The organism is Ralstonia sp. 25C, from assembly GCF_051904805.1.
In the GTDB taxonomy this organism is placed as follows: domain Bacteria; phylum Pseudomonadota; class Gammaproteobacteria; order Burkholderiales; family Burkholderiaceae; genus Ralstonia.
This window is the reverse complement of record NZ_CP196738.1, coordinates 188,107-213,960: the sequence shown is the minus strand read 5'-3', so window position 1 is coordinate 213,960 and position 25,854 is coordinate 188,107. Positions and strand designations below refer to the sequence as shown.

The 25,854-nt window shown below is 65.2% G+C and carries 21 protein-coding genes; 8 read left to right on the top strand and 13 right to left on the bottom strand.

Features of this window, described 5'->3' with window-relative positions; translation table 11 throughout:
* Nucleotides 1–2: 2 nt before the first annotated feature.
* The 5 genes from ACS7SF_RS19445 to ACS7SF_RS19425 form a co-directional block, all read right to left on the bottom strand.
* On the bottom strand, nucleotides 3–629 hold the full coding sequence (locus tag ACS7SF_RS19445) for a bifunctional 4-hydroxy-2-oxoglutarate aldolase/2-dehydro-3-deoxy-phosphogluconate aldolase (protein WP_439893783.1): 627 nt from the start codon (nucleotides 627–629) through the stop codon (nucleotides 3–5).
* A 38-nt stretch (nucleotides 630–667) separates the two neighbouring features.
* Complete coding sequence (locus tag ACS7SF_RS19440; protein WP_439893782.1) at nucleotides 668–2,020, bottom strand: GntP family permease; 1,353 nt, start codon at nucleotides 2,018–2,020, stop codon at nucleotides 668–670.
* A gap of 82 nt (nucleotides 2,021–2,102) precedes the next feature.
* On the bottom strand, nucleotides 2,103–2,489 hold the full coding sequence (locus ACS7SF_RS19435) for a RidA family protein (RefSeq protein WP_065854532.1): 387 nt from the start codon (nucleotides 2,487–2,489) through the stop codon (nucleotides 2,103–2,105).
* Nucleotides 2,490–2,530: 41 nt separating this feature from the next.
* On the bottom strand, nucleotides 2,531–4,015 hold the full coding sequence (locus ACS7SF_RS19430) for a D-aminoacylase (RefSeq protein WP_439893781.1): 1,485 nt from the start codon (nucleotides 4,013–4,015) through the stop codon (nucleotides 2,531–2,533).
* A 1-nt stretch (nucleotide 4,016) separates the two neighbouring features.
* Entirely contained in the window at nucleotides 4,017–4,886 is an 870-nt protein-coding gene (locus tag ACS7SF_RS19425) for a MurR/RpiR family transcriptional regulator (RefSeq protein WP_439893780.1), read from the bottom strand.
* A 161-nt stretch (nucleotides 4,887–5,047) separates the two neighbouring features.
* Here ACS7SF_RS19425 and ACS7SF_RS19420 point away from each other — a divergent pair, with 161 nt between their 5' ends.
* Nucleotides 5,048–6,325, top strand: coding sequence for an amino acid deaminase (locus ACS7SF_RS19420; RefSeq protein ID WP_439893779.1), 1,278 nt, complete (start codon nucleotides 5,048–5,050; stop codon nucleotides 6,323–6,325).
* A gap of 11 nt (nucleotides 6,326–6,336) precedes the next feature.
* A complete protein-coding gene (locus ACS7SF_RS19415) occupies nucleotides 6,337–7,266 on the top strand; it encodes a sugar kinase (protein WP_439893778.1) in 930 nt (309 codons plus the stop codon).
* 79 nt (nucleotides 7,267–7,345) lie between these two features.
* On the opposite strand, the gene ACS7SF_RS19410 is transcribed toward ACS7SF_RS19415, so the two are convergent.
* The 4 genes from ACS7SF_RS19410 to ACS7SF_RS19395 all read right to left on the bottom strand — a co-directional run bounded on the left by ACS7SF_RS19410 (nucleotide 7,346) and on the right by ACS7SF_RS19395 (nucleotide 14,691).
* On the bottom strand, nucleotides 7,346–8,392 hold the full coding sequence (locus tag ACS7SF_RS19410; RefSeq protein ID WP_439893777.1) for a PDDEXK nuclease domain-containing protein: 1,047 nt from the start codon (nucleotides 8,390–8,392) through the stop codon (nucleotides 7,346–7,348).
* A gap of 129 nt (nucleotides 8,393–8,521) precedes the next feature.
* Nucleotides 8,522–10,960 (bottom strand): penicillin acylase family protein, encoded by a 2,439-nt coding sequence (locus ACS7SF_RS19405; protein WP_439893776.1) that lies wholly within the window; start codon nucleotides 10,958–10,960, stop codon nucleotides 8,522–8,524.
* A gap of 271 nt (nucleotides 10,961–11,231) precedes the next feature.
* Nucleotides 11,232–13,205, bottom strand: a complete 1,974-nt coding sequence (locus ACS7SF_RS19400) for an ATP-binding protein (RefSeq protein WP_439893775.1) — start codon at nucleotides 13,203–13,205, stop codon at nucleotides 11,232–11,234.
* 199 nt (nucleotides 13,206–13,404) lie between these two features.
* The gene (locus ACS7SF_RS19395) at nucleotides 13,405–14,691 is read right to left on the bottom strand and encodes an MFS transporter (RefSeq protein ID WP_439893774.1); all 1,287 of its coding nucleotides are present in this window, start codon (nucleotides 14,689–14,691) and stop codon (nucleotides 13,405–13,407) included.
* Nucleotides 14,692–14,843: 152 nt separating this feature from the next.
* Between ACS7SF_RS19395 and ACS7SF_RS19390 the strand changes: the two genes are divergently transcribed.
* The gene (locus ACS7SF_RS19390) at nucleotides 14,844–15,191 is read left to right on the top strand and encodes a DUF3175 domain-containing protein (RefSeq protein ID WP_439893773.1); all 348 of its coding nucleotides are present in this window, start codon (nucleotides 14,844–14,846) and stop codon (nucleotides 15,189–15,191) included.
* Between the two features lie 20 nt (nucleotides 15,192–15,211).
* On the opposite strand, the gene ACS7SF_RS19385 is transcribed toward ACS7SF_RS19390, so the two are convergent.
* Nucleotides 15,212–15,484, bottom strand: coding sequence for a hypothetical protein (locus ACS7SF_RS19385; protein ID WP_439893772.1), 273 nt, complete (start codon nucleotides 15,482–15,484; stop codon nucleotides 15,212–15,214).
* Between the two features lie 312 nt (nucleotides 15,485–15,796).
* Between ACS7SF_RS19385 and ACS7SF_RS19380 the strand changes: the two genes are divergently transcribed.
* Nucleotides 15,797–16,045 carry a dodecin gene (locus ACS7SF_RS19380; protein ID WP_426400040.1) on the top strand — a complete coding sequence of 83 codons (249 nt, stop codon included), beginning with the start codon at nucleotides 15,797–15,799 and terminating at the stop codon, nucleotides 16,043–16,045.
* Between the two features lie 53 nt (nucleotides 16,046–16,098).
* On the opposite strand, the gene acpA is transcribed toward ACS7SF_RS19380, so the two are convergent.
* Nucleotides 16,099–18,240, bottom strand: a complete 2,142-nt coding sequence (gene acpA / locus ACS7SF_RS19375) for an acid phosphatase (protein ID WP_439893771.1) — start codon at nucleotides 18,238–18,240, stop codon at nucleotides 16,099–16,101.
* A gap of 274 nt (nucleotides 18,241–18,514) precedes the next feature.
* On the opposite strand from acpA, the gene ACS7SF_RS19370 reads away from it, so the two are divergent.
* Complete coding sequence (locus ACS7SF_RS19370; RefSeq protein WP_439893770.1) at nucleotides 18,515–19,867, top strand: cytochrome-c peroxidase; 1,353 nt, start codon at nucleotides 18,515–18,517, stop codon at nucleotides 19,865–19,867.
* 108 nt (nucleotides 19,868–19,975) lie between these two features.
* Complete coding sequence (locus ACS7SF_RS19365) at nucleotides 19,976–21,553, top strand: TerC family protein (RefSeq protein ID WP_439893769.1); 1,578 nt, start codon at nucleotides 19,976–19,978, stop codon at nucleotides 21,551–21,553.
* Here the strand turns inward: ACS7SF_RS19365 and ACS7SF_RS19360 are convergent.
* Both ACS7SF_RS19360 and ACS7SF_RS19355 read right to left on the bottom strand, forming a co-directional pair.
* A complete protein-coding gene (locus tag ACS7SF_RS19360; RefSeq protein ID WP_439894429.1) occupies nucleotides 21,550–22,455 on the bottom strand; it encodes a DMT family transporter in 906 nt (301 codons plus the stop codon). The genes ACS7SF_RS19365 and ACS7SF_RS19360 overlap by 4 nt on opposite strands.
* Nucleotides 22,456–22,565: 110 nt before the next feature.
* Nucleotides 22,566–23,387 (bottom strand): AraC family transcriptional regulator, encoded by an 822-nt coding sequence (locus tag ACS7SF_RS19355; protein WP_439893768.1) that lies wholly within the window; start codon nucleotides 23,385–23,387, stop codon nucleotides 22,566–22,568.
* 210 nt (nucleotides 23,388–23,597) lie between these two features.
* Between ACS7SF_RS19355 and ACS7SF_RS19350 the strand changes: the two genes are divergently transcribed.
* Complete coding sequence (locus ACS7SF_RS19350) at nucleotides 23,598–25,193, top strand: ATP-binding protein (protein WP_439893767.1); 1,596 nt, start codon at nucleotides 23,598–23,600, stop codon at nucleotides 25,191–25,193.
* Nucleotides 25,177–25,836 (top strand): response regulator, encoded by a 660-nt coding sequence (locus ACS7SF_RS19345; RefSeq protein WP_439893766.1) that lies wholly within the window; start codon nucleotides 25,177–25,179, stop codon nucleotides 25,834–25,836. Before ACS7SF_RS19350 ends, ACS7SF_RS19345 begins: the two co-directional genes overlap by 17 nt.
* Nucleotides 25,837–25,854 lie beyond the last annotated feature (18 nt).

Below are 25,854 nucleotides of genomic sequence, written 5' to 3'. Positions count from 1 at the left end.
TCTTACCGCTTGAGCGCGGCTGCTTCCTTGGCGAGCGCCGTGATGCCAGCCCAGTCGCCGGCAGCGACCTTGTCCTTGGGCACCATCCACGAGCCGCCCACGCACACCACGTTGGGCAGTGCGAGGTAGTCGGGCGCGCTCTGCGGCGTGATGCCGCCCGTGGGGCAGAAGCGCACGTCACCGAACGGGCCGTAGATCGACTTGAGCATCGGGATGCCGCCTGCGGCTTCCGCCGGGAAAAACTTCAGCGTTGTCAAGCCGAATTCCAGCGCAGTGATCAGCTCCGAAGGCGTGGCGATGCCCGGCAGCCAGTCGAGGCCCGCGTCGGCCTGTGCCAGGGCCAGCGCGGGCGTGATGCCCGGCGACACGGCAAACACGGCACCGGCCTCTTTCGCCTGCGTGAAGTGCTCCGGCCGAGTGAGCGTGCCGGCGCCGACGATGGCATCGCTGCCCAGGTCCTTAACCACGGCGCGGATCACATCCAGCGCCACCGGCGTGCGCATCGTGATCTCGAATGTGCGGATACCGCCCTCGTACAGCGCGCGGCACACCTTGACGCCTTCATCGACGGATTGAAACTGCAGCACCGGGATGACCGGGCCGGCCTTGACGACGGAATCGATACCCACAACGTTCTCCTAGATCAACTTCACATCAACAGAACAGCTTAAACGACGGTCGACAGCGCCAGCGTCAGCAGCAGCGCCACGACCGAGATGATGGTTTCCAGCACCGTCCACGTCTTGAAGGTCTCCGGCACGGTCAGGTTGAAATACTCCTTCACCAGCCAGAAGCCGCCGTCATTCACGTGCGACAGGATCAGCGAACCCGCGCCGGTGGCCAGCACCATCAGCTCCGGACGGACAGCAGCGCCCGACGCCGCAGCGATGGGGGCGACGATGCCGCAGGCGGTGGTCATGGCCACGGTGGCCGAACCGGTGGCGATACGGATCATCACGGCCACCACCCAACCCAGCAGCAGCGGCGACAGGTGCGCATCGGTGGCCACACCCACGATGGCCTTCGACACGCCCGAGTCACGCAGGATCTGGCCAAAGCCGCCGCCCGCGCCCACCACCAGCGTGATGGTGGCGATCGGTGCCAGGCACTCGTTGGTGAACTTGAGGATGGCCTCGCGATTGAAGCCACGCGCCTTGCCGAAGGTGTAGAAGCTCACCAGCGCAGCGATCAGCAGCGCCATGACCGAGTTGCCGGCCAGCTTGAGGATGTCATTGGCCAGCGACTTGGGCGTGGTGAACAGATCCGCCCAGCTGCCGATCAGCATCAGCACCACCGGCAGCAGGATCGTGAACAGCGTGATGCCGAAGCCCGGCAGTTCGCGCTTCTGGTCGGCTTCCACAAATTGCGCGGCCAGCGGGTTGTTTTCATTCGGCTTGACGTAGCGCGAAACGAGCATCGCCCAAAGCGGACCGGCCAGGATGGCCGTCGGCAGGCCGACGATCAGCGCATACAGGATGGTCTTGCCGATGTCTGCCTGGTACGCCGTCACGGCCAGCAGCGCGGCCGGGTGCGGGGGGATCAGGCCGTGCACCACCGACAGGCCTGCCACCATCGGCAGACCCACCATCAGGATCGGTGTGCCCGTGCGCTTGGCCACGTTGAAGGCAATCGGGATCAGCAGCACGAAGCCGACTTCAAAGAACACCGGCAGGCCGATGATGAAGGCCACCACCATCATCGCCCAGTGCGCGTTTTTCTCGCCAAAGGCATGGATGAGCGTCTTGGCGATGCGCTCGGCGCCGCCGGATTCCGCCATCATCTTGCCGAGCATGGTCCCTAAGCCCACCACCAGCGCAATGTGGCCGAGCGTGTTGCCCACGCCGGTTTCGAACGCCTTGACGATGTTCCCCATCGGCATGCCGACCACCACGCCCAGCGCGAGCGAGACGACGATCAGCGTGACAAACGGGTTCAGTTTCTGGACGGCGATCAGGTAGATCAGCGCCACCACCGCCAGCGCGGCGGTTAGCAACAGCGAGTTGCCTTGCATCGGGACCATCGGGTTTTCTCCTCAGTGTGTGTTCACGGCTCTTGTTGTCGTGGCCGCGCCGTCGTGCAGCGCGTGCCTTTTGATATGCGGACTACGGCTTCTTGTAGGCCACGCAATCCACTTCCACCTTGCAGTCGATCACCATGCTCGACACCACGCACGCGCGGGCCGGCGGGTTGGCGCCAAAGTATTCCTTGAACACCTTGTTGAACGACTGGAAATCGCGCGGATCATCCAGCCACACGCCACAGCGCACGACGTGCTCGGGGCCGTAGCCGGCTTCGGCCAGGATGGCCAGCAGGTTCTTGATGGTCTGGTGCGATTGCTCGACGATGCCGTTGCCGACTACCTCGCCGTTCACCATGGGCGTCTGGCCCGAGACGAACAGCCAGCCATCCGCGCCGGCCGCACGGGCAAAGGGGAGGTGCTGGCCACCGGTGCCGGTGCCGCCTTCAACGCCAATTCGGGTAATCGTCATCGCTACGTTCCTTCTTTCAAACTTGCAAACAAAACTTAGGTTCAGTGGACTTCGGTGGCTGCTGCTGCCTGCGCACGCGGCCCGCGCTTCAGGAACCGGCCGGCACGATGTGGCTGTACAGCGCCATCCTGATACGACAGATGGCCGTTGACCCACACCGCGGCAATGCCAGCCGCCGGTTGCTGCGGGTCGGTAAAGGTGGCGACGTCGCGCACGGTTTCCGGGTCGAACAGCACGAGGTCAGCCCAGTAGCCTTCGCGTACCAGGCCGCGCTCGGTCAGGCCGAACCGCTCGGCGGACTGGCCCGTCATCTTGCGCACGGCCGCCGCCAGCGATAGCAGTTTGCGTTCCCGGCTGTAGTAACCAAGCACGCGAGGAAAGGCGCCCCAGAGGCGCGGATGCGGTTTCGGATCATTCGGCAGACCGTCGGAGCCGATCACCGTGGCGGGGTGCGTGATGATGCGGTCTAGGTCTTGCGGCGACATGTTGTGGTACACCGCGCCGGCCGGTTGCAGGCGGCGCGCGGCGTCCATCAGGTCGGTGCCCCAGGCGGCGGCAATTTCCTTGAGCGTCTGCCCGGCCATGCCGGGCTCCGGTTCCGACCACGTGATGAAGATGTCGAACTCGTCCGTCACCTGCTTCAAATCGAGCGTGGACGAACTTGCGGTGTAGGGATAGCAGTCGCAGCCGACCGGCTGGTAGCGCTGTGCACTTTCAATCGACTCCAGCACTTCGCCCGCACGCCCCCAGTTGGCGGCGCCCGCACACTTCAGGTGCGAGATCACGATGGGCACGCGCGCGTGCTTGCCGACGCGGTAGGCCTCGTCCATCGCGTCGAGGATGGCCGCAAACTCCGTGCGTAGATGCGTGGTGTAGATGGCGCCGGCCTCGGCCAGCGGTTCGGCCAAGCCCATCACCTCTTCGGTGGTGGAGGCGAAGGCGTTGGCGTAGGCCAGACCGGTGGATAGGCCCAGCGCACCGTGGTCAAGCGCCTCGCGCAGTTGTGTGCGCATGCCTTCCACTTCGCTGGCGGTGGCGGGGCGGTCGAGGCGGTCGAGGTGGTTGTTGCGCAGTGCGGTGTGGCCGATCAGTGCGGCCACGTTGACTGCCGGTTGCGCACGCTCCACGGCTTCCACGTAAGAAGCAAAGGTCGGATAGGCGAACGCGCTGGCGGGGCCGAGCAGGTTCATCGGGTCCGGCGGATCGCCCTTGAGTGTGGCCGGCGACGCGCTGATCCCGCAGTTGCCGACGATGACCGTGGTGATGCCCTGCGACACCTTAGGCAGCATGTCGGGCGTGCGGATCACGTTGGTGTCGTCGTGTGTGTGCACGTCGATGAAGCCGGGGGCGAGCACGCGGCCCTCGCCGGCGATTTCCTCGTCGCCGAGCCACGCAGTGGAATCCGACGTGGCGATGGCAGCGATGCGCCCATCGGTGACGGCGACGTCAAACAGCGTGGCCTCGGGTTCGTGGCCGCTGCCGTCGACGATGCGGACCTGGCGGATGACGGTGTCGTACTGCTGCATGTCAATCTCCGAGCGGCTGGCGATTGCCGCCACCGCGATGCGCATCGAGCACGTACTTGATGCGCCGTAAGAGCTCCTTGCTGCGATCGGCCTGCTGCAGCGCGACCTCGGTCGCCAGCAGGTCGATCATCATCATCATGGCGTAGCGCGATGACGACGGCTTGAAGATGAAATCGGTTTCCATGGCCTGGATCGGCAGCAAAACATCGGCCAGCGCAGCCAGCGGCGAACCGATGGCCGTGATGGCGATGACCTTGGCGCCGTACTCGCGCGCGATGGTCACGCTGTCGATCACCTCCGGCACGTGGCCCGTCACGGAAAACACGACCACCACGTCGTCCGGGCTGAGCGTGGCCGCAACCATCCGCTGCAGCATCGAATCATGATAGGTGGTGACCGGCCGTCCCAGGCGGGCGAGGCGGTAGCGCATCTCGTCGGCCATGGTGGTTGAGCCGCCGCCCATGCCGAACACGGCGATCATGCGGGCCACGGCCAGTGCTTGGGCGGCGGCGCGGAAGGCCTCGGGCCGCACCAGCGCGCGATTGGCTTCCAGCACGTTGGAGATGTCAGCCAGGATGCCGTCGGCGCTGGAGGGCGGTCGGTCGGCGCCGCCATCGAGAAAGCGCTGGCCGACCGCCGCTGCCTGCGCTAGCTTGAGCTTCAGTTCGCGCACGTCGCGGCAGCCCATCGCCTTGGCGAATCGGGTGACGCTGGCTTCGCTCACGCCGGCGCGTTCGGCCAGTGTCTGGATGCTGCCGGCGGCGGCTTCGGCGATATCGCTCAGCACCGTCTGCGCGACCTTTTGCTCAGCCGGGCGCAGTTCAGCGGCACGCTGGGAGAGGCGGGTAACGATGTCGATCGGTTCGCGCATGGGGTCGGGATTCAACTCGCGCATTCTGGCCCCGGTAGTTGTCCGGATGGTGGCTAACGGCGGTCTTTGGTACTTTGTAACAGGTCGGCCGGCAGAATAATTTCGCCGCTATCATCGTGTCAACCCGATGTTTACCCCCAAAGGAACGTGAGTCGATTCCCATGAATGATACAAAGTACCAAGGAGACGCCAACGCCACTGTTCACCCGCTCGACAAGGGCTTGGGGGCGTTGGATGCCGCGTGCGCGCCGGAGCAGATTGCTGCCCAGCGCTGGAACGTCTTGAACGAGGATCTGAACCTGCCGGCGGCGGTGCTGTATCAGTCGCGCATTGAACACAACCTGGCCTGGATGCAGCGCTTCGTCAACGAGTACGGCGCCAAGCTCGCGCCGCACGGCAAGACGACGATGGCGCCGCGCCTGTTCCAGCGCCAACTGGCAGGCGGCGCCTGGGGCATCACCCTGGCAACGGCGCATCAGACGCGTGTGGCCTATGCCCATGGTGTGCGCCGCGTGCTGATGGCTAACCAGTTGGTCGGCAAGCGCAACATGGCCATCCTGGCCGAGTTGCTGGCCGATCCGTCGTTCGAATTCTTCTGCCTGGTGGATGCAGCGGATCAAGTCGATCAACTCGCTGCCTTTTTCGGCAAGGCAGGTCACCCGATCCAGGTGCTGATCGAACTGGGCGTGCAGGGCGGCCGCACCGGTGTGCGTGACGACGCGCAACTGCAATCCGTGCTGGATGCGCTCACGCGGGCCAACGGCGCGGTCAAGCTGGCCGGCGTGGAAGTCTATGAAGGCGTGATCAAGGAAGAGGCCGACATCCGCGTGTTCCTGCAGCGCGCCGTCAAGACCATCGGCGATCTGGCCAAGGCCGGCCGCCTGCAACGCACGCCGGCCGTGCTCACCGGTGCTGGCTCGGCCTGGTACGACGTGGTGGCCGAGGAATTCGCCAAGGCCAATATCGGCCAGCCGCTCGATGTGGTGCTGCGCCCCGGCTGCTACCTCACGCACGACGTCGGTATCTACAAGGCCGCGCAGGCCCGCATCGACGCCAACAACCCGATCGCCCACAAGATGCGCTCGAGCCTGCTGCCTGCGCTGCAACTGTGGGCCTATGTGCAGTCGGTGCCCGAAGCGGAGCGCGCCATCATTGCGCTGGGCAAGCGCGATGCCGCGTTCGATGCAGGCTTGCCGCTGCCGGTGCTGCGCTACCGACCGGGCGATAAAGCGCCATCCGCCACGCCCGCGCACTGGGAGGTGACCGGCATGATGGATCAGCACGCCTACCTGAAGATCGCCCCCGGCGACGACATCAAGGTCGGCGACATGATCGCCTTCGACATCTCGCACCCGTGCCTGACGTTCGACAAGTGGCGTCAGATCTCGGTCGTGGACGACGCCTACAACGTCGTCAACGTCGTCCAGACATACTTCTGAGCGAGGCGCCCATGGCAGACATCCTCGCTTATGGCGAAGCACTGATCGAGTTCAACCAGGCGGATCCCGGCAGCACGTCGTGGAATTTCGGCTTCGGCGGCGATACCTCCAACTTCTGCATTGCCGCGGCACGGCAGGGTGCGCGCGCCGGCTACATCAGCGCGCTAGGTGCGGACCGCTTCGGCCAGGCGCTGCGGGCGCTGTGGCAGGAAGAAGGTGTCGATCACACCTACGTGCATACCGACGCGCAGGCGCCGACCGGCCTGTACTTCGTCTCGCACGATGCGCGTGGCCATCATTTTGATTACCTTCGCGCGGGTTCGGCGGCCAGCCGTTTCCAGACCGCGCAACTGCCGCTGCAGGCGATTGCGGCGGCCAAGGCGTTTCACCTGTCGGGCATCAGCCTGGCGATCAGCGACAGCGCTTGCGATACGGGTTTGGCAGCGATGGCGCATGCGCGGGCTGCAGGTGTGTTGGTGTCGTTTGATACCAACCTGCGGTTGCGGTTGTGGCCGCTGGCGCGTGCTCGTGCAGTCATGCAAGAGGCGATGCGCACGTGTGATCTTTGCCTGCCAAGTTGGGATGACGTGACCGTGCTGCTGGATTGCCATGACCATGATGGCATTGTCGATACGTTGCTGGGCTGGGGCGTGAAGCTGGTGGCGCTGAAGATGGGCGCGGAAGGGTGCTATGTGGCGACGCCGGAGTCGCGCACGCTGGTGCCGCGTCATACCGTCAATGCGATTGATGCGACGGGGGCGGGGGATTGCTTTGGTGGGTCGTTCGTGGCGCGGATTGTGGCGGGGGATTCGCCGGTTGAGGCGGCTCGGTATGCCAATGTGGCTGCTGCGATTTCCACCACGGGCTACAGTGCCGTTGCGCCGATTCCGCGCGCCGACACGGTGCGGGCTGCGCTTGCGCAGGCCCCAGCGGCAGCTTAGGAATACACCAGCTCAAGCGCAGCGGTACCACCGAGGCCGATGTTTTTCTCGCCCTGTCGCGTGACAGGGCATTGGCCGACTACTTCTCTTGCAAGTCTGCCGGCATCGCCGCACGCTCGCGTGCGTGTTCGATGGCGCGATGCAAGCGTTCGCGCAGCATATCGGCAGGAGGCAACTGCACCAGATACTCTGCGATCCGGATCGACTTGCCTTCCAGTTGGAGTAGCTCGACTTGTTCGGCATCTGCGCCAGCGCACAGAATGAGGCCGATCGGAGGCTCCTCGCCCGGCGCCCGCTCGTGCTTGTCCAGCCAGCGCAGATACAGCTCCATCTGGCCGGTGTGCGCCGGCTGGAAGGACTCCAGCTTGAGCTCTACCGCAACCAGTCGTCGTAGGTGTCGATGGTAGAAAAGAAGGTCTAGGTAAAAATCGTCTTTCCCGACCGTCATGCGCTTCTGTCTGGCCACGAAGCAGAACCCGTTTCCCATTTCGAGTAGGACGGACTCCATCTCGCGCAGAATCGCCGTCTCCAAGTCTTTCTCGCTGTAAGCGCCAGACAATCCTAGGAAATCGAGCAGGTACGGATCCCGGAAAACGAGGTCGGGCGTCATGCGGCCGTCGCGCAAGGTCGCCAACTCTTGGCGGACGACTTCATTGCTGTTCTTGGAAAGTGCCGTCCGCTCGAAAAGCATACCGTCGATCTTCTGGCGCAGCGCACGTACACTCCAGCGCTCCACTCGGCACATTTCGGCGTAGAACTCACGGGCAAGTGGGTCTTTCAACGGCAGCAGCGCTGTGAAGTGGCTCCAGGTCAATTCTTGCAACAGCGTCGCAAGAATCCTCTCATCCGGAAACTGCTCGGCGAATCGAGCCATCCGCGTCAATGCCGAGTAGCTGAAGCCCCTCCCAAATTCCCGTTCTAATTGTTGTGCCAGCGTCGCAAGAATCTTCTGTCCGTACTCACCACGGCCATCCGTCAGGTTCTCGGACAGCAGGCGCTTGCCGATGCGCCAATACGCGAGGGTCAGGCCGACATTTGCGGTACGCGCTACCTGGCGTCGCGCATCTTCGATCAGAGCGCGAATATCTTTGAGCAAAGACTCTGGACTGGTTGTGAGGTGCGTCATTGAGGACCGGCCTGTGAGAGAGACCAAAATGGTAACCGTGTAGCTGGGCAGCCCTCAACCGCCTTGGGCATGAAGAAAACGCCACCGCGTTGTATAGCGGTGGCGTTTTCTTTGGCGCGGGTTTGCGTGTTACTTGGCCGGCACCAGATGCACGCGTGATTCCGTGGCGGCCTCTACTGCCTTGCGCGAATACAGCAGCGGGAAGTATTCGCCCTTGAGCCACAGTGGCGCGAGGTCGCGGTAGTGCGGGCTGTCGGGGTTGCCGGACTGGCCTGGCAGGTTGACGGCGCGGGAGTTGTCCCAGTTGCCGACGTCCACCACGGTGCGGAACGATGGGCCGTTGGTCTGCTGGAAGTCGGTTACGCGGTACGTCGATTGGTTGGGCGTGTAGGCGCTGCCACCTTCGGGTGTCGGACCGACATTGAGCTTGGCGCGCGTGGCCTCGTCGACGATGGCGGCGAACGGGTGGGCGTTGAGGTTGTGATGCAGTTGGCCCCAGTTCCAGGCCTGCGGGTTGGGCCCCTGGCGCCTGACCATGTCGGTCCACGCATATTTCAGGCTGTCGAGCAGGACGGCATCGCGTTTGGCGGCGGCTTGTTGTGGGTCTTCGCCGAATTTGCGTTCGCTGCCTTGCGGGTGTTCGAGCGTATCGAGCATGACGGCGGTATCCGGCGTGCCCACCGCATCGGCGCTCGCCTTGGAGAGCACGGCGTGCTTGAACGCACGGCCCAGGTGGTGCGTGAACCAGACCTCATGCAGCGCGGCCTGCGGAGAATCGGCCAGCATGGTCGCGTTCCAGCCCTTGAAGAGGTTGAGCGCGGCTTGTGTGTCGGTATCGTTGGACGACAGGGGACCAAGCAGCGCCGTCAGCCGCCGTGCCGGAATCGACACCATGTCGTTCTGCAAGCGCATGGAATCTTCGATCGATACCTTGTCGAGTTTGGCCAGCACTTCGTCAATGCGTGCGTGGCGCGAGCCGTTGGTCCACTCGAAGCCGAGCTTGCGCTCGCGGTAGGGGTAGTCGGCCGGCAGGTTCATCTCGTTGGACGAGGTGAAGTAGCCGGACTTCGGGTTGTACGTGCTGGGCAGTTGGTCTCCACGCCAGAACCCAGCCCATTCGTAGCGGCCATCGCCGGGTACGGGCAGCAGGCCGTCCCAGTTCGGGCGGATGGGGGCGAGGCCGCCCGGCACCCAGCCGATGTTGCCTTGCGTGTCGGCATAGACCTGGTTTTCGGTGGGGGCGCCCCAGTTCATCATCGATTGCTTGAATTGCGCGAACGTGCGCGCGCGCATATAGCCGACCGAGCCGAAATACGGCGACATGCCCGGCGACAGCCACGCCGAGCGCACGGCATAGGCGCGATGCTTTTCCGCGTCGATGTAGATGACGGGGCCGTGGCGCGTGAAGGTCAGGTCGAGGGGGCGGGTTTCACTACCGCGCACCTTCACGGTTTCATGCAGCACGGTGAAGGGCTCCCAGCCGTCCTTGTAGCGGTATTCGCTGTTGTTGGCGGGGTTCAGCTCGTAGACGTAGAGGTCTTCCTGATCGATGTTGAAGATGGTCAGGCCGAAGGCGACGCGGCCGTTATGCCCGATCGATACGGCCGGCAAGGACGGCTCGCCCGCGCCGATGATGTCGAGCGTGGGCGTGCTGACGTGGGCGATGTAGCGCAGGCTCGGTGCGGAATACGCGCGATGCGGGTCGTTGGCCATGACGGCGCGGCCGGTGGCGGATTTGCCGGGCGCGATCACCCAGTTGTTGCTGCCCTCCATCGTCTCTTCGAGGTTGGTGGCAGCGGCCACGCGCGTGCTATCGACGTCCACGCCCTTGAGCGAGTCCTGCGTGAGGCGCACGCCTTGCGTGGCGAGCGTGAAGACTTTGAGCAGATCTTTCGGCAGGCACGGGTCCAGACCCTCCGGCAACTGCGTTTGCCAGTCGGGCTGCAGGCCGAAGCGGATGGTGTCGTCCGCCAGGTTGGCCTTGCAGGCTACGTTGGCGCGCGCGACTTCGGATTGCAGGTTGCGCGTCAGGCCATGACTGCGGATGCGCACCACATCTTCCGGTGCCCAGTGCGCAGGCGTGTAGTTCAGCTTGCGGAACTCGAACGGCATCTGCTCCGGGTGCTTGGACAACCAATCGACGTAGGCATTGATACCAGCGACGAAGCGCGTGGCAATGCGCTGTGCATCGGGGCTGTAGTGCTTCCATTCGACCTGCATGTCACCGCGATAGAGGAACAGCCGCGTGGCGCGATCCTGTTCCACATAGGCGGGGCCGAACACTTCCGAGAGCTGCCCCAGGCCGCGGCGGCGCCACAGGTCGATCTGGAACAGGCGGTCGCGAGCGGCATTGAAGCCTTGCGCGAAGAAGCCGTCGTCTTCGCTCTTGGCGTAGATGTGCGGCACGCCCCAGCGGTCGATCAGGATGTCGGCGGGCTTGGAGAGGCCGGGGACGGTGATGGTCTGCGTGGCTGCGGCTCGAGCGTGTGGCGCGTCTTTGGCAAGGGCCTGGGCGCCAATGCCGAGCGCAACGACTGACAGCAGTGCGGGAAGCGAACGGATGGGCATGGCGATGCAGTCTCCTCTCTGAGCCCGGAATGCCTATGCAACCCAGGGCGGGGCAGCAAGGATTCGAGCGTTCTTATGGATACAGCAGACAGCCGCGAGCGCGACTGATGGGAAGGGCAAGCTGGCCGATCGGTAGAGCCGGGTGCTGCGAACTGCTAGGGGAGAGATGCCCACCGATCGGCACAGGTTGATGAGTATGCGGATGCACGCGCACCCGCACCAATGACTTTTGTTGGGTCAACCATTCCGTCAAGGCATGATTGCGCACCGCTCACGCCAACGTTTCGGGCCCCGTCTTGCGATGCACATTGGCAGCCAGCACGTGGCCCAGCTCGCCGGGGAAGATCGGTTTGGTGATGACGGATTGGTAGCCGGCTTCCTTTGCCGCCTTCAGGCGGATCGGGTCGGCAAATGCGGTGACGGCAATGGCGGGCAAATCGGCCATGCCGCGCGCGCGCACTGCACGCACAAGCTGCATGCCGTCCATGCCCGGCATCGCCAGGTCGCTGACCAGCGCATCGAATGCGTGGCCGGTGTCCGAGAGCGCATCAAGTGCCGCGGCGCCGCTGGACACGGTGACTACCTCGGCGCCATAGCGCTCCAGCATCAGCGCAATCACACCGAGCGATTCGGGGTTGTCATCCACCGCCAGCACGCGCAGCCCGTCCAGCGCGGGCATGCCCGTACCCGTGACCAGCCCTGGCATCTGGCCGGCTTGATCGTCGGCTTGCGCAGCATGCAACGGCAATGAAACCGCCATGGTGGTCCCCAGGTTCGCGCCGCTGCTGGCCGCGGTGATGCGCCCGCGATGCAGCTCCACCAGTTGCTTGGCAATCGCCAATCCCAGGCCCAGACCGCCGTGGCGCCGCGTGCTGGACAAGTCCGCCTGCTGGAATCGGTCGAAGATGTGCGGCAGGAAGGCCGGTTCGATGCCGATGCCGGTATCGCGCACCGTGGCGACCACACCTTCGGGCGCCGGGTGCACCGATAGCCGGATATGCCCGCCGTCGGGCGTGAACTTGACGGCGTTGGCCAGCAGGTTCCAGAACACCTGCTTCAGGCGCCCGGCATCCCCTTGCAGCATGGGCACGGGCAAGAATTCGGTGTCGATGGTGATCTGCTTCTGGCGCGCCATCGGCTCGATGGTTTCGCGCGCGCGCTCCAGCACGTCGGCCAGGTTGACCGGGGCGATTTCGAGCGGCACCTTGCCCGACAGAATGGCCGACATGTCGAGCAGATCGTCGATCAGGTGCACCTGTGTGCGGGCACTGCGCTCGATGGCTTCAATGCCGCGCTTGAACAGGGTCTCTTCATATGGGCGCATGTTCAGCAGCTGCGCCCACCCCAGCACTGCATTGAGCGGCGTGCGCAGTTCATGGCTGACGGTGGCGAGGAAGTCGTCTTTCAGGCGGCTGGCGCGCTCGGCTTCTTCCCGTGCGCGCTGTTCGGCTTCGAGCAGCAGCGCGCGGTGCGCTTCGGCCTGGCGGCGTTCGCTGATGTCGATGGCGGCGTTGGTGAGTCCGATGATCTCGCCGGTGTCGTCCCGTAAGGGCATGACCACCACGTCGTAGACCACGCGCTGCGTGTGCCGGCGGCGGAACGCGAATTCCACCCGCGTGGGCGTGCCCGTGGCAATGACGCGCTGGCCCGCATCGGTCAGCTGCGATGCCGCGCGGCGCCCGAACACCTCGCGCACGGTGCGGCCCATCAGGTCTTCCGGCTGCATGCCGAACACGGGGTTGTGCACCCAGGTGAAGTGCATCGTGTTGTCGACGTCGTACAGCGAGATGGGCGAGGCCTGCAGCGCCGCCAGCAGACGCTGCTGCGACAGGCGCTGCTGCGTCTCTGCCAGCGCACGGCGTTCTGCCCCGGCACGTGCGCGGCGCAACTGCTCGCACAACACGCAGATCAGCAGGGCGCCCACGGCAAACACCGTCATCTGCACGGGGGTAAGCGGCAGTCCGATCGACGATGTCTGCACAGCCGACAGGCCGATAAACAGCGCCGCATAGCAAACGATGGCCACGATGCCCGGCCAGAATCCGCCATACCACGCGGCAATCGTCACCACCGGAAATGCAAGGTAGAACGGCAGGCGTAGGCCCACGGCCGACTCCAGCATCAACCGGGCAAATGTGCCGACGACAGCGGCGCCAATCGCCACCAGCCACGCCGATGGGCGAATGGCCGGCGCGACATCCAGCCCCGCACCGCTGAAGGGGCCGGGGTCAGATGCCGGGCGCATGGGGCGGGACGCAGACGGCGGGATGGACTTCACGATCGGGCGCAATCTTGGGAGCGGCGGAGCGAGGCGGCCAAAGGTGCATCAGCATACGAACTGCCCCGTGCCGATGCCATCGGGGTTTCGCTGACATGCTTGCCAGAGGGTGACTCATTCCATGCCCAGCGCTTGCCCAGGCCAGTAGCCGCGCGGGGAGGCGAGCTTACCCCTCTGACGTGGGGTGTTCGGGGTGCGTGTCGCGCAGGCGATTGCGATGGGTCAGATCGGGAAACAGCCGCATCCAGATGGCGACCACCAGCAGCGTGCCAAGGGCGCCCACCACCACCGAGGCCACCGGCCCCAGCAGCCCGGCCACCATCCCCGATTCGAATTCGCCCAACTGGTTGGACGCCCCCACGAACACCGAATTGACCGCGCTCACGCGCCCCCGCATGGTGTCCGGCGTATCGAGCTGCACCAGCGAGGTGCGGATCACCACGCTGATCATGTCGGATGCGCCCAGCACCACCAGCGCCAGCATCGACAGCGGCAGCCACCGCGACAGGCCGAACACCAGCGTCGCCACGCCAAATACGGCCACGGCTGCAAACATCACCCGGCCCACGTGCCGATCCAGCGGACGGTGTGCCAGGAAGAGCGCCATGGCCAGCGCCCCCACTGCCGGCGCAGAACGCAGCAGGCCCAGCCCCCATGCCCCCGTGCCAAGAATGTCGCGCGCATAGATCGGCAGCAGCGCCGTTGCCCCACCCAGCAGCACGGCAAACAGATCGAGCGAGATGGCGCCCAGCACCACCGGCCGACTGCGGATGAACACGATGCCCGCGAACAGCGATTCCAGGCTCACCGGCGTACTGACGGGCACTGCGCGTTCCATGCGCACCAGCGCCAGCAGCACATGCGCCAACAGGAACAGGGCCGCTGCCGTGGCGTACACCACGGGCGCGCCGGCCACATACAGGAAACCGCCTATCGCCGGGCCGAGGATGATGCCCGTCTGCGTTGCCGAACTGGACAGTGCCACGGCGCGCGGCAATACCTGCGGTGGCACCAGCGAGGGCAGCAGCGCCTGCAGCGTCGGCGTTTCGAAGGCCCGCATGGCGCCGATCACCACTACGCACAGGAAGATGGCCTGCACGCTGGCATGGCCCGTGAGCGCAGCGGCGGACAGTGCCAGCGCCACCAGTGCCTCGACGGCCTGACAGGCGCGCACCACACGGCGCCGGTCGTAGCGGTCGGCAATGTGCCCCGAGGCCAGCACCAGCACCACCGAGGGCAGGAACTGCACCAGCCCCACCAGGCCGAGCACGTAGGCGCTGCGCGTGAGGTCGTAGATCTGCCAGCCAACCGCCACGCCAAACATCTGATAGGCGAAGGTGGTGGATAGCCTGGCGAACCAGAACAGCCGGAATGCGGGGTGGGAGAAGGGGGCGTCCGACAGCGTTTGCGTCGGTGCGGAAGAGGTAGAGGACAGACCAGCGTCGCCAGACACGTTGGATGCACGCCGGAAGCCGGCGGTAAAGGAAGGGGGCGGAAAAGAGAAGCGAAACGCCCGTCATCGTAACGGAACTCGGCCTTGCGCACAGGCCCGCGCGGGTACGTGGTTTGCAGAACGATGAAGACATCATTACAGGAGATTTCATCATGGCGGCATCCCATGCCAAGTCGAAATCCGGCGCCAAGCCCAGCCACGGCACGCAGCACCGCTGGTCGCACCATGTGATGGAAACGAGCGATGCGCTGGATCTGGAACCCGACATCTTCAAATCACGCAGCCCGGCGCGGATTGCCGCCTCGCTCAAGGCTTCAGCCGAGCACAGCAAGCGACGCAAGGGCACCGCATTCCAGTCGGCCATGTCGATGCTGACGTTCTATATCAATCGTGCGGGACACAACCTGAGCGCCGGGCGGCGGCGGATTCTGGAGCGTGCCAAGGACAGCCTGCGCGCTGAGTTCGGCCGGCCCGCAACGGGCAGCAAAACCAAGCACTGAGCCCGAGCCGGGTCGGGCGCTCAGATGGAAAGCATCACGCAGAGCAGTCGATGCGCGACGGCCTTGTAGTCCCCATCAGGCGAGTAGGTGGACAGCGTTTTGCCCTGGTGCTTGACGGTGACGATGCCGTTGCGGGTGGAGTAGGTGGCGTTGATCTTGCGGCCGCAGCACTCCATTTGCAGCGGGGCGGTGTCCGCCAACAGGCGCGAGGTATCAGGCGAATCGGGCGATGTCGCCGGGGCGGTCGTGGAAATCGGGCGCTGGGCGCTGGCGTGTTGGACGGGATGGCGCATGTGGCCTCTTTCTCTTTGGGGGGGACGACGGACGGCTCTCGCAGGTTCCATACCAGCTCGATTGACGACTGTCGGCCCGGTGTGGCCGCCCGAAAAGTGGCACGTTGGTGATCGCCGTGTGGTGGGTTTGACATCACGCGTCGTTTCGAATGACAAGGCTTGTCAGCTTTATTAACGCAATTAACTGCCAGGATTTTTCGGCCCCGTGCAAATCCGGGCTATCAGAGCGCGGGGGTACCTGCCATTCTGGTAAATGACGTGGCGCAAGCGGCGCCGTCGCCGACGTTCCAACCATGCCAACAAGGAGGCGATATGGGTTCCCACACCTACAAGATGATCGAGCTGGTCGGCTCTTCTCCGGATTCCAGCGACGCGGCCATCCGCAATGCCATCGCGCGGGCGGGCGAGACGCTCAAACACCTGGACTGGTTTGAAGTGCTGGAGACCCGCGGCCACTTGGTCGACGGCAAGATCGCCCATTGGCAGGTGACGATCAAGGTGGGCATGCGGCTGGAGACGCTGGAGAGCGAAAAGCCAGCCGGCAAGAAGAAGGGCAAGTAGGCGGCAAGAAAAAGGCGACCCGAAGGTCGCCTTTTTCGTGAGCGCTGATCGCGTTATTGCGACTGTGAGAAGTCCAGCGCGTTGGTCAGATCGCCCATCGGCTGATTGCCGTTGGCGACGAGGGCTGCGTCACGCTGCTTGATACCGGGCAGCGTCGGCAGGGCGAAGCGGTGCGTGATCAAGCGCAGCACCGAAGCCGTGTCGTACTGGGTGTGGTCCACAAAGCCCTTCTTGGCGAACGGCGAGATGATGATCGCCGGGATACGCGTGCCCGGGCCCCAGCGATCAGCCTTCGGCACCGTGGCGTGGTCGTAGAAGCCACCGTTTTCGTCGTACGTCACCACCACCACCATGTTCTTCCACTGCGGGCTCTTCTGCAGTTGGGCGATCACGTTGGCGATATGGGCATCGCCGTCGGTCACGTTGGCGTAGCCGGGGTGCTGGTTCAGGTTGCCCTGCGGTTTGTAGAACGTGACCGGCGGCAGGTTGCCAGCGGCGGCGTCTTGCAGGAAGGCGGCGTCGTAGTCCTTCAGGTGGGCTGCGCGTTCGGACGCACCGTTGGCGGTGGCCGGATCGAAGCGGGTGAAGTAGTTGAACGGCTGGTGGTGCGGCTGGAACTGGATCGAGCCCGAGTAGATCACGCTGCGCGTGGTGTTGGGCGCGTCGGCCAGGGCGGCGTTCCAGGCGCCGGCATACCAGGCCCAGTTCACGCCCTTGGCGGTCAGCAGGTCGCCGATGTTGGCCTGCTTGGATTGCGCCGGCAGGGTCGTGGCCTTGGTCGGGTCAGCATAGGCCGCGTTGCTGCTGGCCACAGCGTTGCCCGACGGTTGGTACGGCGGCTGCATCGTGTTGACGGCGAAGGCGCTGCCGTCAGCCTCCAGCGGCGTCAGGTTGCCGTCCTTCGTGCCATTGCCGAAGGTGGGGGCGCCTGCCATGACCGAGCTTGCGGTCGGCGTGAGCGTCGGCGAGCCGTTGGCGCCCGTCACCACCTGGGCGATGCTGCCTGCGGCCGGCGAGCTGGCGGCGTTCGGGTAGATCGGCGCGCAGGCGCAGATCAGGTACTGGTGGTTCAGGAACGAGCCACCGAAGGCGCCCATGAAGAAGTTGTCGGCCAGCGTGTATTGCTTGGCGACGTTCCACATCGACATCTTGCTGCCGTCGTAGTAGCCCATGGTCAGGCCGCCGGCATCGGCAAAGGCGGCGTACATGTCGTTCTTGCCGCCATTGATCTGCATCTGGTTCTGGTAGAAGCGGTGCCAGAGGTCACGCGTGATGACGTTCTGGCCCACGACGATGCCTGTACCGTTGATGCCAGCCGGGTTGTCGATCTGGAACGGCTTGTTGGCCCAGCCGGTGGATTGCGCTTGCGTGACGGTCACGCTCTGGCCGCTAGCGGTCGCGCCGCCCCAGGTGGGCGGCAGCGACGGCAGCACGGAGCCATCGAAGTCCTTCTGCGCGACGGCGGTGCCGGTGGAGGTCGGGTTCACGCCGGGAATGCCGTTGGCGCCCGGGAACAGGCCATACAGGTTGTCGAAACCGCGGTTTTCCGCGTAGATCACGACGATCGTCTTGACGTTGTTAGCCAGCGCCATGCGCTTACCCACGCCGTTGCGGATGGCCTGGCCGATGTCGCCACCGCCGGCAACTGCATCGGCAATCAGGTCGATGGCCTGGTCGATTTCAGCCTGCAGCGCGGCCTTGATGTTGGCGTCGCTTTCCTTGTTGTGGTCTTCCAGCAGCTTGTCGACCGTCACGCCCAGGCGCGCGGCCAGTGCGGCCTTGGCAGCGTTGATGTCGCCGCCGTTGCTGTCCATCAGCACGGCCAGTTCGGTCGAGATGGCGCTGACGATGGCGTTGGCGCCGGCCGGCGCACGGAACACCAGCGGACGCGTGATGGCCGTGTGTGCGCCCGTAGCCGGGTCATTGCGGAACGCGTCCGTGCCGACTTCCACCACCACCGCACCCGAGCCCGGCAGCGTGTAGGCGCCATTGGCATCGGTATAGGTGCTGGCTTCACCCGAATCGCACTTGCCGTTGTTGTTGGTGTCGATGCAGACCTTGGCGTGTTCGAAGTAGCTGCCAGTCACCACACCGGAGGTACCGGTGGAGGCGCTGTTCGAATCGCTGCCACCGCAGGCAGACATGCTGGCCGCGACCAACGCGGTCAGCGGCAGAAGACGGAACGCTCGGCTCATGATTTCCCTGAATTGTTGTGTGGGGGACGAAAGCGAGCCGGAGTCTGTGCTTTGTGTGTGACAAGTTGATGATGCAAACGTAGGCGGGGCGCCGATTTCCCCCCAGTTCAGCGTGATCACCATCATCAGGATGAGCAAGGGCACCACCGAACGTTTGAAGACATTTGCCACCATGGGAGCTCTCCAAGGGCTGACATGACATCGGTTTGACGACATCAAAGTGTCATGGCCCCCGTGCTAACTTGCAAGGCTCCCAACATGTCGCCCACCGCCAATGCGCCCTTTGTCTGCTGCCACTCTTCGCGTGATCGCGGTCTCGGCGTTGACGCTGGCCGGGCTGGTGGCTGCATTGGGGGGATGCGGCCGCGTTGAGCCGGCGGTGGCGCAGGCCGCCACGGCACCGGCAGCCAAACCGGCGGCAGCCTCGGCGCCGGCTGCGCCTGCTCCTGCGGCAGCCTATGAAAAAGCCTTCTACACGATGATGGCGACGCGCCGCCCGTCGGTGCCGGCCATGACGGCGCTGGGCAAGGCGCTGTTCTTCGATCCGGCGCTGTCCGCTTCGGGCAAGCTGGCCTGCGCAAGCTGCCACAGCCCCACGCATGCCTACGGGCCGTCGAACGATCTGTCGGTGCAACTGGGCGGCGAGGGCATGAACAAGACGGGCGTGCGCGCCGCGCCGTCGTTGCGCTATCTGCAGAGCGTGCCGGCCTTCTCCGAGCACTTCTACGACAACGACGGCAACGACGCCGAAGACCAGGGCCCGACCGGCGGCTACACGTGGGATGGCCGCGTATCGTCCACGCATGACCAGGCGCGCATTCCGCTGCTGTCTGCGCACGAGATGGCCAACGGCACGCCTGCCAACGTGGTCACCAAGCTGCGCAATGGCAACCATGCGCAGACGTTCCGCCAAGTCTTTGGCAACGACATCCTCGACAACGAAGACACCGCGTTCCGCGCCGCGCTGATGGCGCTGGAGGTGTTCCAGCAGACGCCGTCGGAGTTCTATCCGTACGACAGCAAGTACGACGCGTTCCTACGCAAGCAGGTCAAGCTGTCGCCGCAGGAAATGCGTGGCCTGCAACTGTTTGCCAACCCAGCCAAGGGCAACTGCGCCTCGTGCCACGTCAGCGCCATCAAGCAGGACGGCGGTTTCCCGGCCTTTACCGACTTCGGCCACATTGCCGTGGGCGTGCCGCGCAATCGCACGCTGGCAGGCAATGCCGATCCGGCGTTCTTTGACATGGGCCTATGCGGCCCAGACCGGACCGACCTGAAAGATCGCACCGAGTATTGCGGCCGCTTCCGTACGCCGTCGCTGCGCAACGTGGCGCTGCGCAAGACTTTCTTCCACAACGGCGCCATCCACTCGCTCGAAGACGCGGTGCGCTTCTACGCCCAGCGCGACACGCAGCCGCAGAAGTGGTATCCGCGCAAGGCCGACGGCACCGTCGACAAGTTTGACGACCTGCCGCCGCAATACCGCGCCAACGTCAACATGGAGCCGCCGTTTGGCGGCAAGCCCGGCGACAAGCCCGTGCTGTCCGAAGCCGACGTGCGCGACATCGTTGCCTTCCTCAAGACGCTGACTGACGGTTATCGCCCTCCGCGCATTGCCCAGCGCTAAGCCTTCCGGCCCGTTTGTTGCAACGCTTCGCACGCGCCGGCGCGGGGCCGTGCGTGCGCTGCGGTTATCATCGGCGGATTGCGTTTCTGCTGTCTTCCATTGCCCTCTATGACTTGGCTTGCTGACCCGTCCATTTGGATTGGCCTGTTCACCCTGGTGGTGCTCGAGATTGTTCTCGGCATCGACAACCTCGTTTTTATCGCCATCCTCGTCAACAAGCTGCCGCCCGCGCAGCGCGATCGTGCCCGCATGATCGGCCTGGGGCTGGCGCTGGTCATGCGCATGGTGCTGCTGGCCGCCATGTCGTGGCTGATCGGGCTGACCAAGCCGCTGCTCACGCTGGGGCCGGTGGACTTATCCGGCCGCTCGATCATCCTGCTGCTAGGCGGGTTCTTCCTCTTATTCAAGGCCACTTCCGAACTGCATGAGCGCCTGGACGGCGAGCCGCAGGACGAAAGCCATGGCAGGGGCCACGGCAAGTTCTGGAACGTGATCGCGCAGGTGGTCATCCTCGATGCGGTGTTCTCCATCGACTCCGTCATCACCGCCGTGGGCATGGTCAACGACCTGCCCGTGATGATGGCGGCCGTGGTGATTGCCATGGGCGCCATGCTGTTTGCCTCCCGCCCGCTGACGAACTTCGTCAACGCGCACCGTACGGTAGTGGTGCTGTGTCTGAGCTTCCTGCTGATGATCGGTTTCAGCCTGGTGGCCGAGGGCCTGGGCTTTCATATTCCGAAGGGCTATCTGTATGCGGCCATCGGTTTCTCGATCCTGATCGAGTTCTTCAACCAGGTGGCCCAGCGCAATACCGTGCGCTATGAGCGCCGCCGCCCGCTGCGCGAGCGTACGGCCGATGCCGTGCTGAGCCTGCTGGGCGATCGCCGCGGCGCCCCGGCGGATGCCGAGTCGCACGAAGCCGCGCCGCACGCAGACCAGCCCGCACCCGAAACCGTGTTCCGCCCGGAAGAGCGCAGCATGGTCAGCGGCGTGCTGGATCTGGCCGAGCGCTCCGTGCGCTCCATCATGACGCCGCGCCACGACATCTCGTGGGTGGATCTGGATGCTGATGTGGCGACCACGCGCAAGCTGTTGCTGGCCGTGCCGCATAACCAGTTTCCGGTGTGCCGGGGTGGGTTGGACGACCTCGTGGGTGTGGCGCGCGCCAAAGACCTGATGGGCGACCTCGACACGCGCGGCGCCATCGACGTGGACCGTAGCGTGAAGCCGGCGCTCAAGGTGTCGGACAACATCGGCATCCTGCGCCTGATGGACAAACTCAAGCGCGCACGTGGCCGCATGATGGTGGTGACGGATTCGCTGGATGTGGTGCAGGGCGTCGTCACCCCCATCGATGTGCTCGAAGCCATTGCCGGTGAATTCCCCGACGAGGACGAGCGTCCCGGCGTGGTGGAGGTGAACGAAGGCTGCTGGGAAGTCGCCGGCGAAGCCGACCTGCGTCAACTGGAAGACGTGCTCCATGTCGACTGGCTGCTCGACGAGGGTGGCGGTGCTACCAGCCTCGGCGGCTATCTCTTCAACCAGTGGGACCGCCTGCCTGAGGTGGGCGATACCCTGGTGCGTCATGACTTGCGCTTCGTCATCCTGGAAGCCGGCAGCCGCCGCATCGTGCGTGTGCGCATCGAGCGCATGGAAGAGGTGACGGCGCCTGACGCCGAGGCCTAGCCCGCCGACGAGGCCGGCGAGGGCGCGCGTGCAAGCCCCAGGCTCAGCACCGCCGCCAACACCGACGCAATGCCCGCCACTTGGCGGGCGCTCACCACCTCCCCGAGCAGCGTGGCAGCAAACACAATTGCCGCCACCGGCGCCAGCGCCGTGAACAGCGACGCCTCTGCGCCGCTCACGCGGGCCGCACCGGCATACCAGAGCACGAAACCGCCCACGGTTGGCACGATGGCGTAGTAGGCCACCGCTGCCACAGCGTGGGTGATCTGCACCGAAGCCTGCAACTGCCACGGGGCTTCCCATAACGCAGGCAATAGGGCCGTTGCCAGACCGAACGCGCTCATCAGCGTCGACAGCGCCAGCGGGGGCACGGGCGTGCGCAGCCGCTTGTTGAGCAGAATGAACACGCCTTCGCACACCACAGCCCCTATCACCAGCAGATTGCCCAGCAGCGGGTGGGCGGCATCCCCGCCCGGTTGAAACGCAATGGCCAGCACGCCGGCCGTGGCCAGAGCAATCGCGCCCAGCACCGCTCGCTGGGGACGCTCCCCGAGCAGCACGATGGCAATCAGCGCCGATACCACCGGCAGCGTGCCGATGATCACGCCCGCATCGGCCGCCGAGGTATGCCGCAGCCCCGAGATCAGCAACGTCGTATAGCCGACGCTGCCGGCCGTGGCTTGCAAGAACAACAGCACCCAGTCACCGCGCGCCAGCACCGGCCAGCGTGTGCGCGTGAATCGCATGGCAATGAGGAACAACGGCAGCGCCATCGCAAAGCGCAATGCTGTGGCCGAGAAGGGCGGCAGACCCGCCGCAATGATCTTGCTGGCGGTAACGGTGCTGCCGACCAGAATCATCGCCAGCGCCAGGTAAAGGCAGCCTTCCAATCGGCTGGACATCGGTTTGGACATGGGGTCTCCCGCGGGTGTGAAAGTCCGCAGGATGGCCGCCCGCAACGCGTGCGTCTTGAACGAAATTGCAGGGAAGCGAGGCGAGAGGGGGGGCGGTTTTAGCGCGCCGCCGCCACCATGCCGGGTGACACGCCGTACTTGCGCACGAACTGCCGCGTCATGTGGCTCTGGTCGGCAAAGCCGCAGGCGGCGGCCGCTTCCACCAGCGGCAGACCCTGGGCGATCAGCCTGCGCGCCAGGGCAACGCGGCGCTGTAGCTGATAGGCATGCGGCGTGAGGCCCGTCACGCGCGCAAAACCGCGCAGCACCTGGAACCGGCTCAGGCCAGTGTCGTGCGCCAGATCGAGCAGGGAGACCGCCGCAGCCGGATCATCGTCGATGCGTGCACGGGCGAGGCGGATCGCGTCGGGCGCCTCGTCAATGCGGTGGGCGGTAGCGTGCAGCACGTCAGCGAGCACAGAGAGCAGCAACTGCTCGCGCAGCAGCGCGTCATGCTGGGTGGGGGAGGAAGGTGATGCGGTCATCTGCGTAAAGAGCAGACGCACATGCCGCGCCAGGTTGGCGTCTTGCGCGACGGGCCGGTCGAATTCTGCCTGGCGGTGGCTGTGCACGTCATGCGCCAGCTCGACGATGACTTCCGGATCGAAGTACAGCATGCGCCAGGCGCGGCCGGCATCGCCGATGGGCGTGCCGTCGTGTACCTCGCCGGGGTTGACAGTGATGACGTTGCCGGCACCGGCTTCCACCATGCCGCGCCCGCTCAACGATTTCTGCGCACCCCGATCAACGATGCCGATACCGAACTGCTCGTGCGTGTGGCGCGGGAACGTATGCCGGCTGTCAGCGGCGACGGCCTCCACGCCACGCATGGCGCAGCGGAGCATCGAAAACGCGGGGCGGGCCGACTTGCTGGGCGACATGTCTTTCCGTGGCGGGATGAAGGTTGGCAGCATAGCGCGCTTTACCCACGCCCGAGCGCGTGCGCGTTACGCCATATCGGAATGCCTTGAAAGTGTGTTCTTCGCATTTCGCTCATTTTCTGGCGGGGCCGGGTTGTTATGCTCAGAGCATCCCGCCAGAGGCCGCCCGGTAAGATGATGCCAGTCCGGTGCCCGGCCAATCATTCATCCATGCGCCCGTCTTTCGGCATTACCTCCAAGCTGTTCGTTGCGCTGTTTACGCTGAGCATTGTCGTGGCGCTCGCCATGGGTGCGGCGGTGCGATGGCGCTTCGACACCAACTTCCTCGATTACGTGAATGCGCGCGAGGCCGAGCGCCTCGCTGCCGTGGCCCAGGGCGTGGAAGCCGCCTACGGCCAACACGGCAATTGGGATTTCCTGCGCAACGATCCGGCCGCGTGGTTCCGCCTGTTGCGCCGTGAGGGCGCACGCGCCCGCGCCAGCGGCATGGGCGGCGATCGCTTTGATGGGCCCGGCGCCGCCCACCACTTCGAGCCGTTGCCGCCCGGCATGGGGCCTGACGCGCCGCCCGGCCCACCTTCCGGTAAACCGCCTGGTCCACCGCCCGTCGGCAGCCTGCCACCGCATCCGCCGGGCGATGGGCCGCCGATGCCGCATTCGCCCATCTGGCTGCTCGACGCCCAGCGCAACGCCATCATTGGCGACGGGCCGCCGTTGGGGCCGAACGCGCAGTGGCACGCGCTACACCATAACGGCGAGATCATCGGCTGGCTGGCCATGCCGCCGCGCATGCGCGTGCCGGAGGGGGCAGACCAGGCATTCCAGGCGCAGCAGTTGCGCGCGACATGGATCATCGCGGGGTTCTCCGTGCTGCTGGCTGCGCTGGTGGCCGTGCTGCTTGCGCGCGGGCTGCTGGCGCCCATGCGCCGCATGACCGATGCCGCGCGCCGCATGGCCGACGGCGACTATGCCACGCGGGTCGACGTGCATTCGCGCGATGAGTTGGGCGAACTGGCGGCCGACTTCAATCACCTCGCCGCCTCGCTGGAGGCCAACCAGAAGATGCGCCGCCAGCTCACCGCCGATATCTCGCACGAGCTGCGCACGCCGCTGGCCGTGCTGCGCGGTGAACTGGAAGCGCTGGAAGACGGCGTGCGCCCGTTGACGGCCACCTCGCTGGCCTCGTTGCAGGCCGAGGTGTCGACGCTCAGCAAGCTCATCGACGATTTGTACGAGCTCTCGCTGGCCGACGTGGGCGCGCTGGCCTTCCACATGGAGACGCTGGACCTGGCCGACACCGTGTGCAGCGCCGTGCAGGGCTTTACGCCGCGCCTGATGGAAAAGGGCATCGCGCTGCAACTGGATTTGCCCAGCGGGGCATCGCATGCAACGCAAGTACGTGGCGACCCGCAACGTCTGCGCCAAGTCATGCAGAACCTGATGGAAAACACGCTGCGTTACACCGATGCGGGCGGCACGCTGCGCGTGCATGTTCACGAAGAAGGTGGCTGGCAGCAGATCGACGTACAAGACAGCGCGCCCGGTGTGCCGGAGGCCATGCTGCCGCGCATCTTCGATCGGCTGTTCCGCGTGGATGCATCACGCAGCCGTGCGCAGGGCGGGGCCGGGCTCGGGCTGAGTCTGTGCCAGACCATCATCGCCGCGCACGGCGGCAGCATTGAAGCCAAACCTTCACCACTGGGCGGACTGTGGATCGCGATTCGTCTACCCAGCCTGCCCGCTCTTGATTCGCTTGACCCGTTTGATCCGCTGGACCCCCTTGCCGACCATGATTCTCATCGTTGAAGACGAACCGAAGCTCGCTGCGCTGATGACCGACTATCTGCGCGCCGCCCACTACGAAACCGAATGGCTGGCCGAGGGCACGCACGCCGTGCAGCGCATCCGCGAGGCCACACCGGAGCTCGTCGTGCTCGACCTGATGTTGCCCGGCAAGGACGGCCTGGAAATTTGCCGCGAGGTGCGCGCCTTCAGCGAGGTGCCCATCGTCATGGTGACTGCGCGTGTGGAAGAGATCGACCGCCTGCTCGGCCTGGAACTCGGCGCGGATGACTACATCTGCAAGCCGTTCAGCCCGCGCGAACTGGTGGCGCGCATCAAGACCATTCTGCGTCGCGCACAGCGCGCCGGTGGCGCGCCGGAGAGCGCGCTGGTGATTGACGGCGCGGCGTATTCCGCCACGCTGCGCGGCCAGCGCATCGACCTCACGCCGGTGGAGTTTCGCCTGCTGGCTGCATTGGCGGCGGCGCCCGGCCGCATTCTGTCGCGCGCGATGCTGCTGGAGCAGATCTACGACGACCACCGTGTTGTTACGGACCGCACCGTCGATACCCACGTCAAGAATCTGCGGCGCAAGATGGAGCAGATCAGCCCGGGCACCGACATGATCCATTCCGTGTATGGCGTGGGCTACCGGCTCGACGCCTGACGCGTGGCATCAACCGCA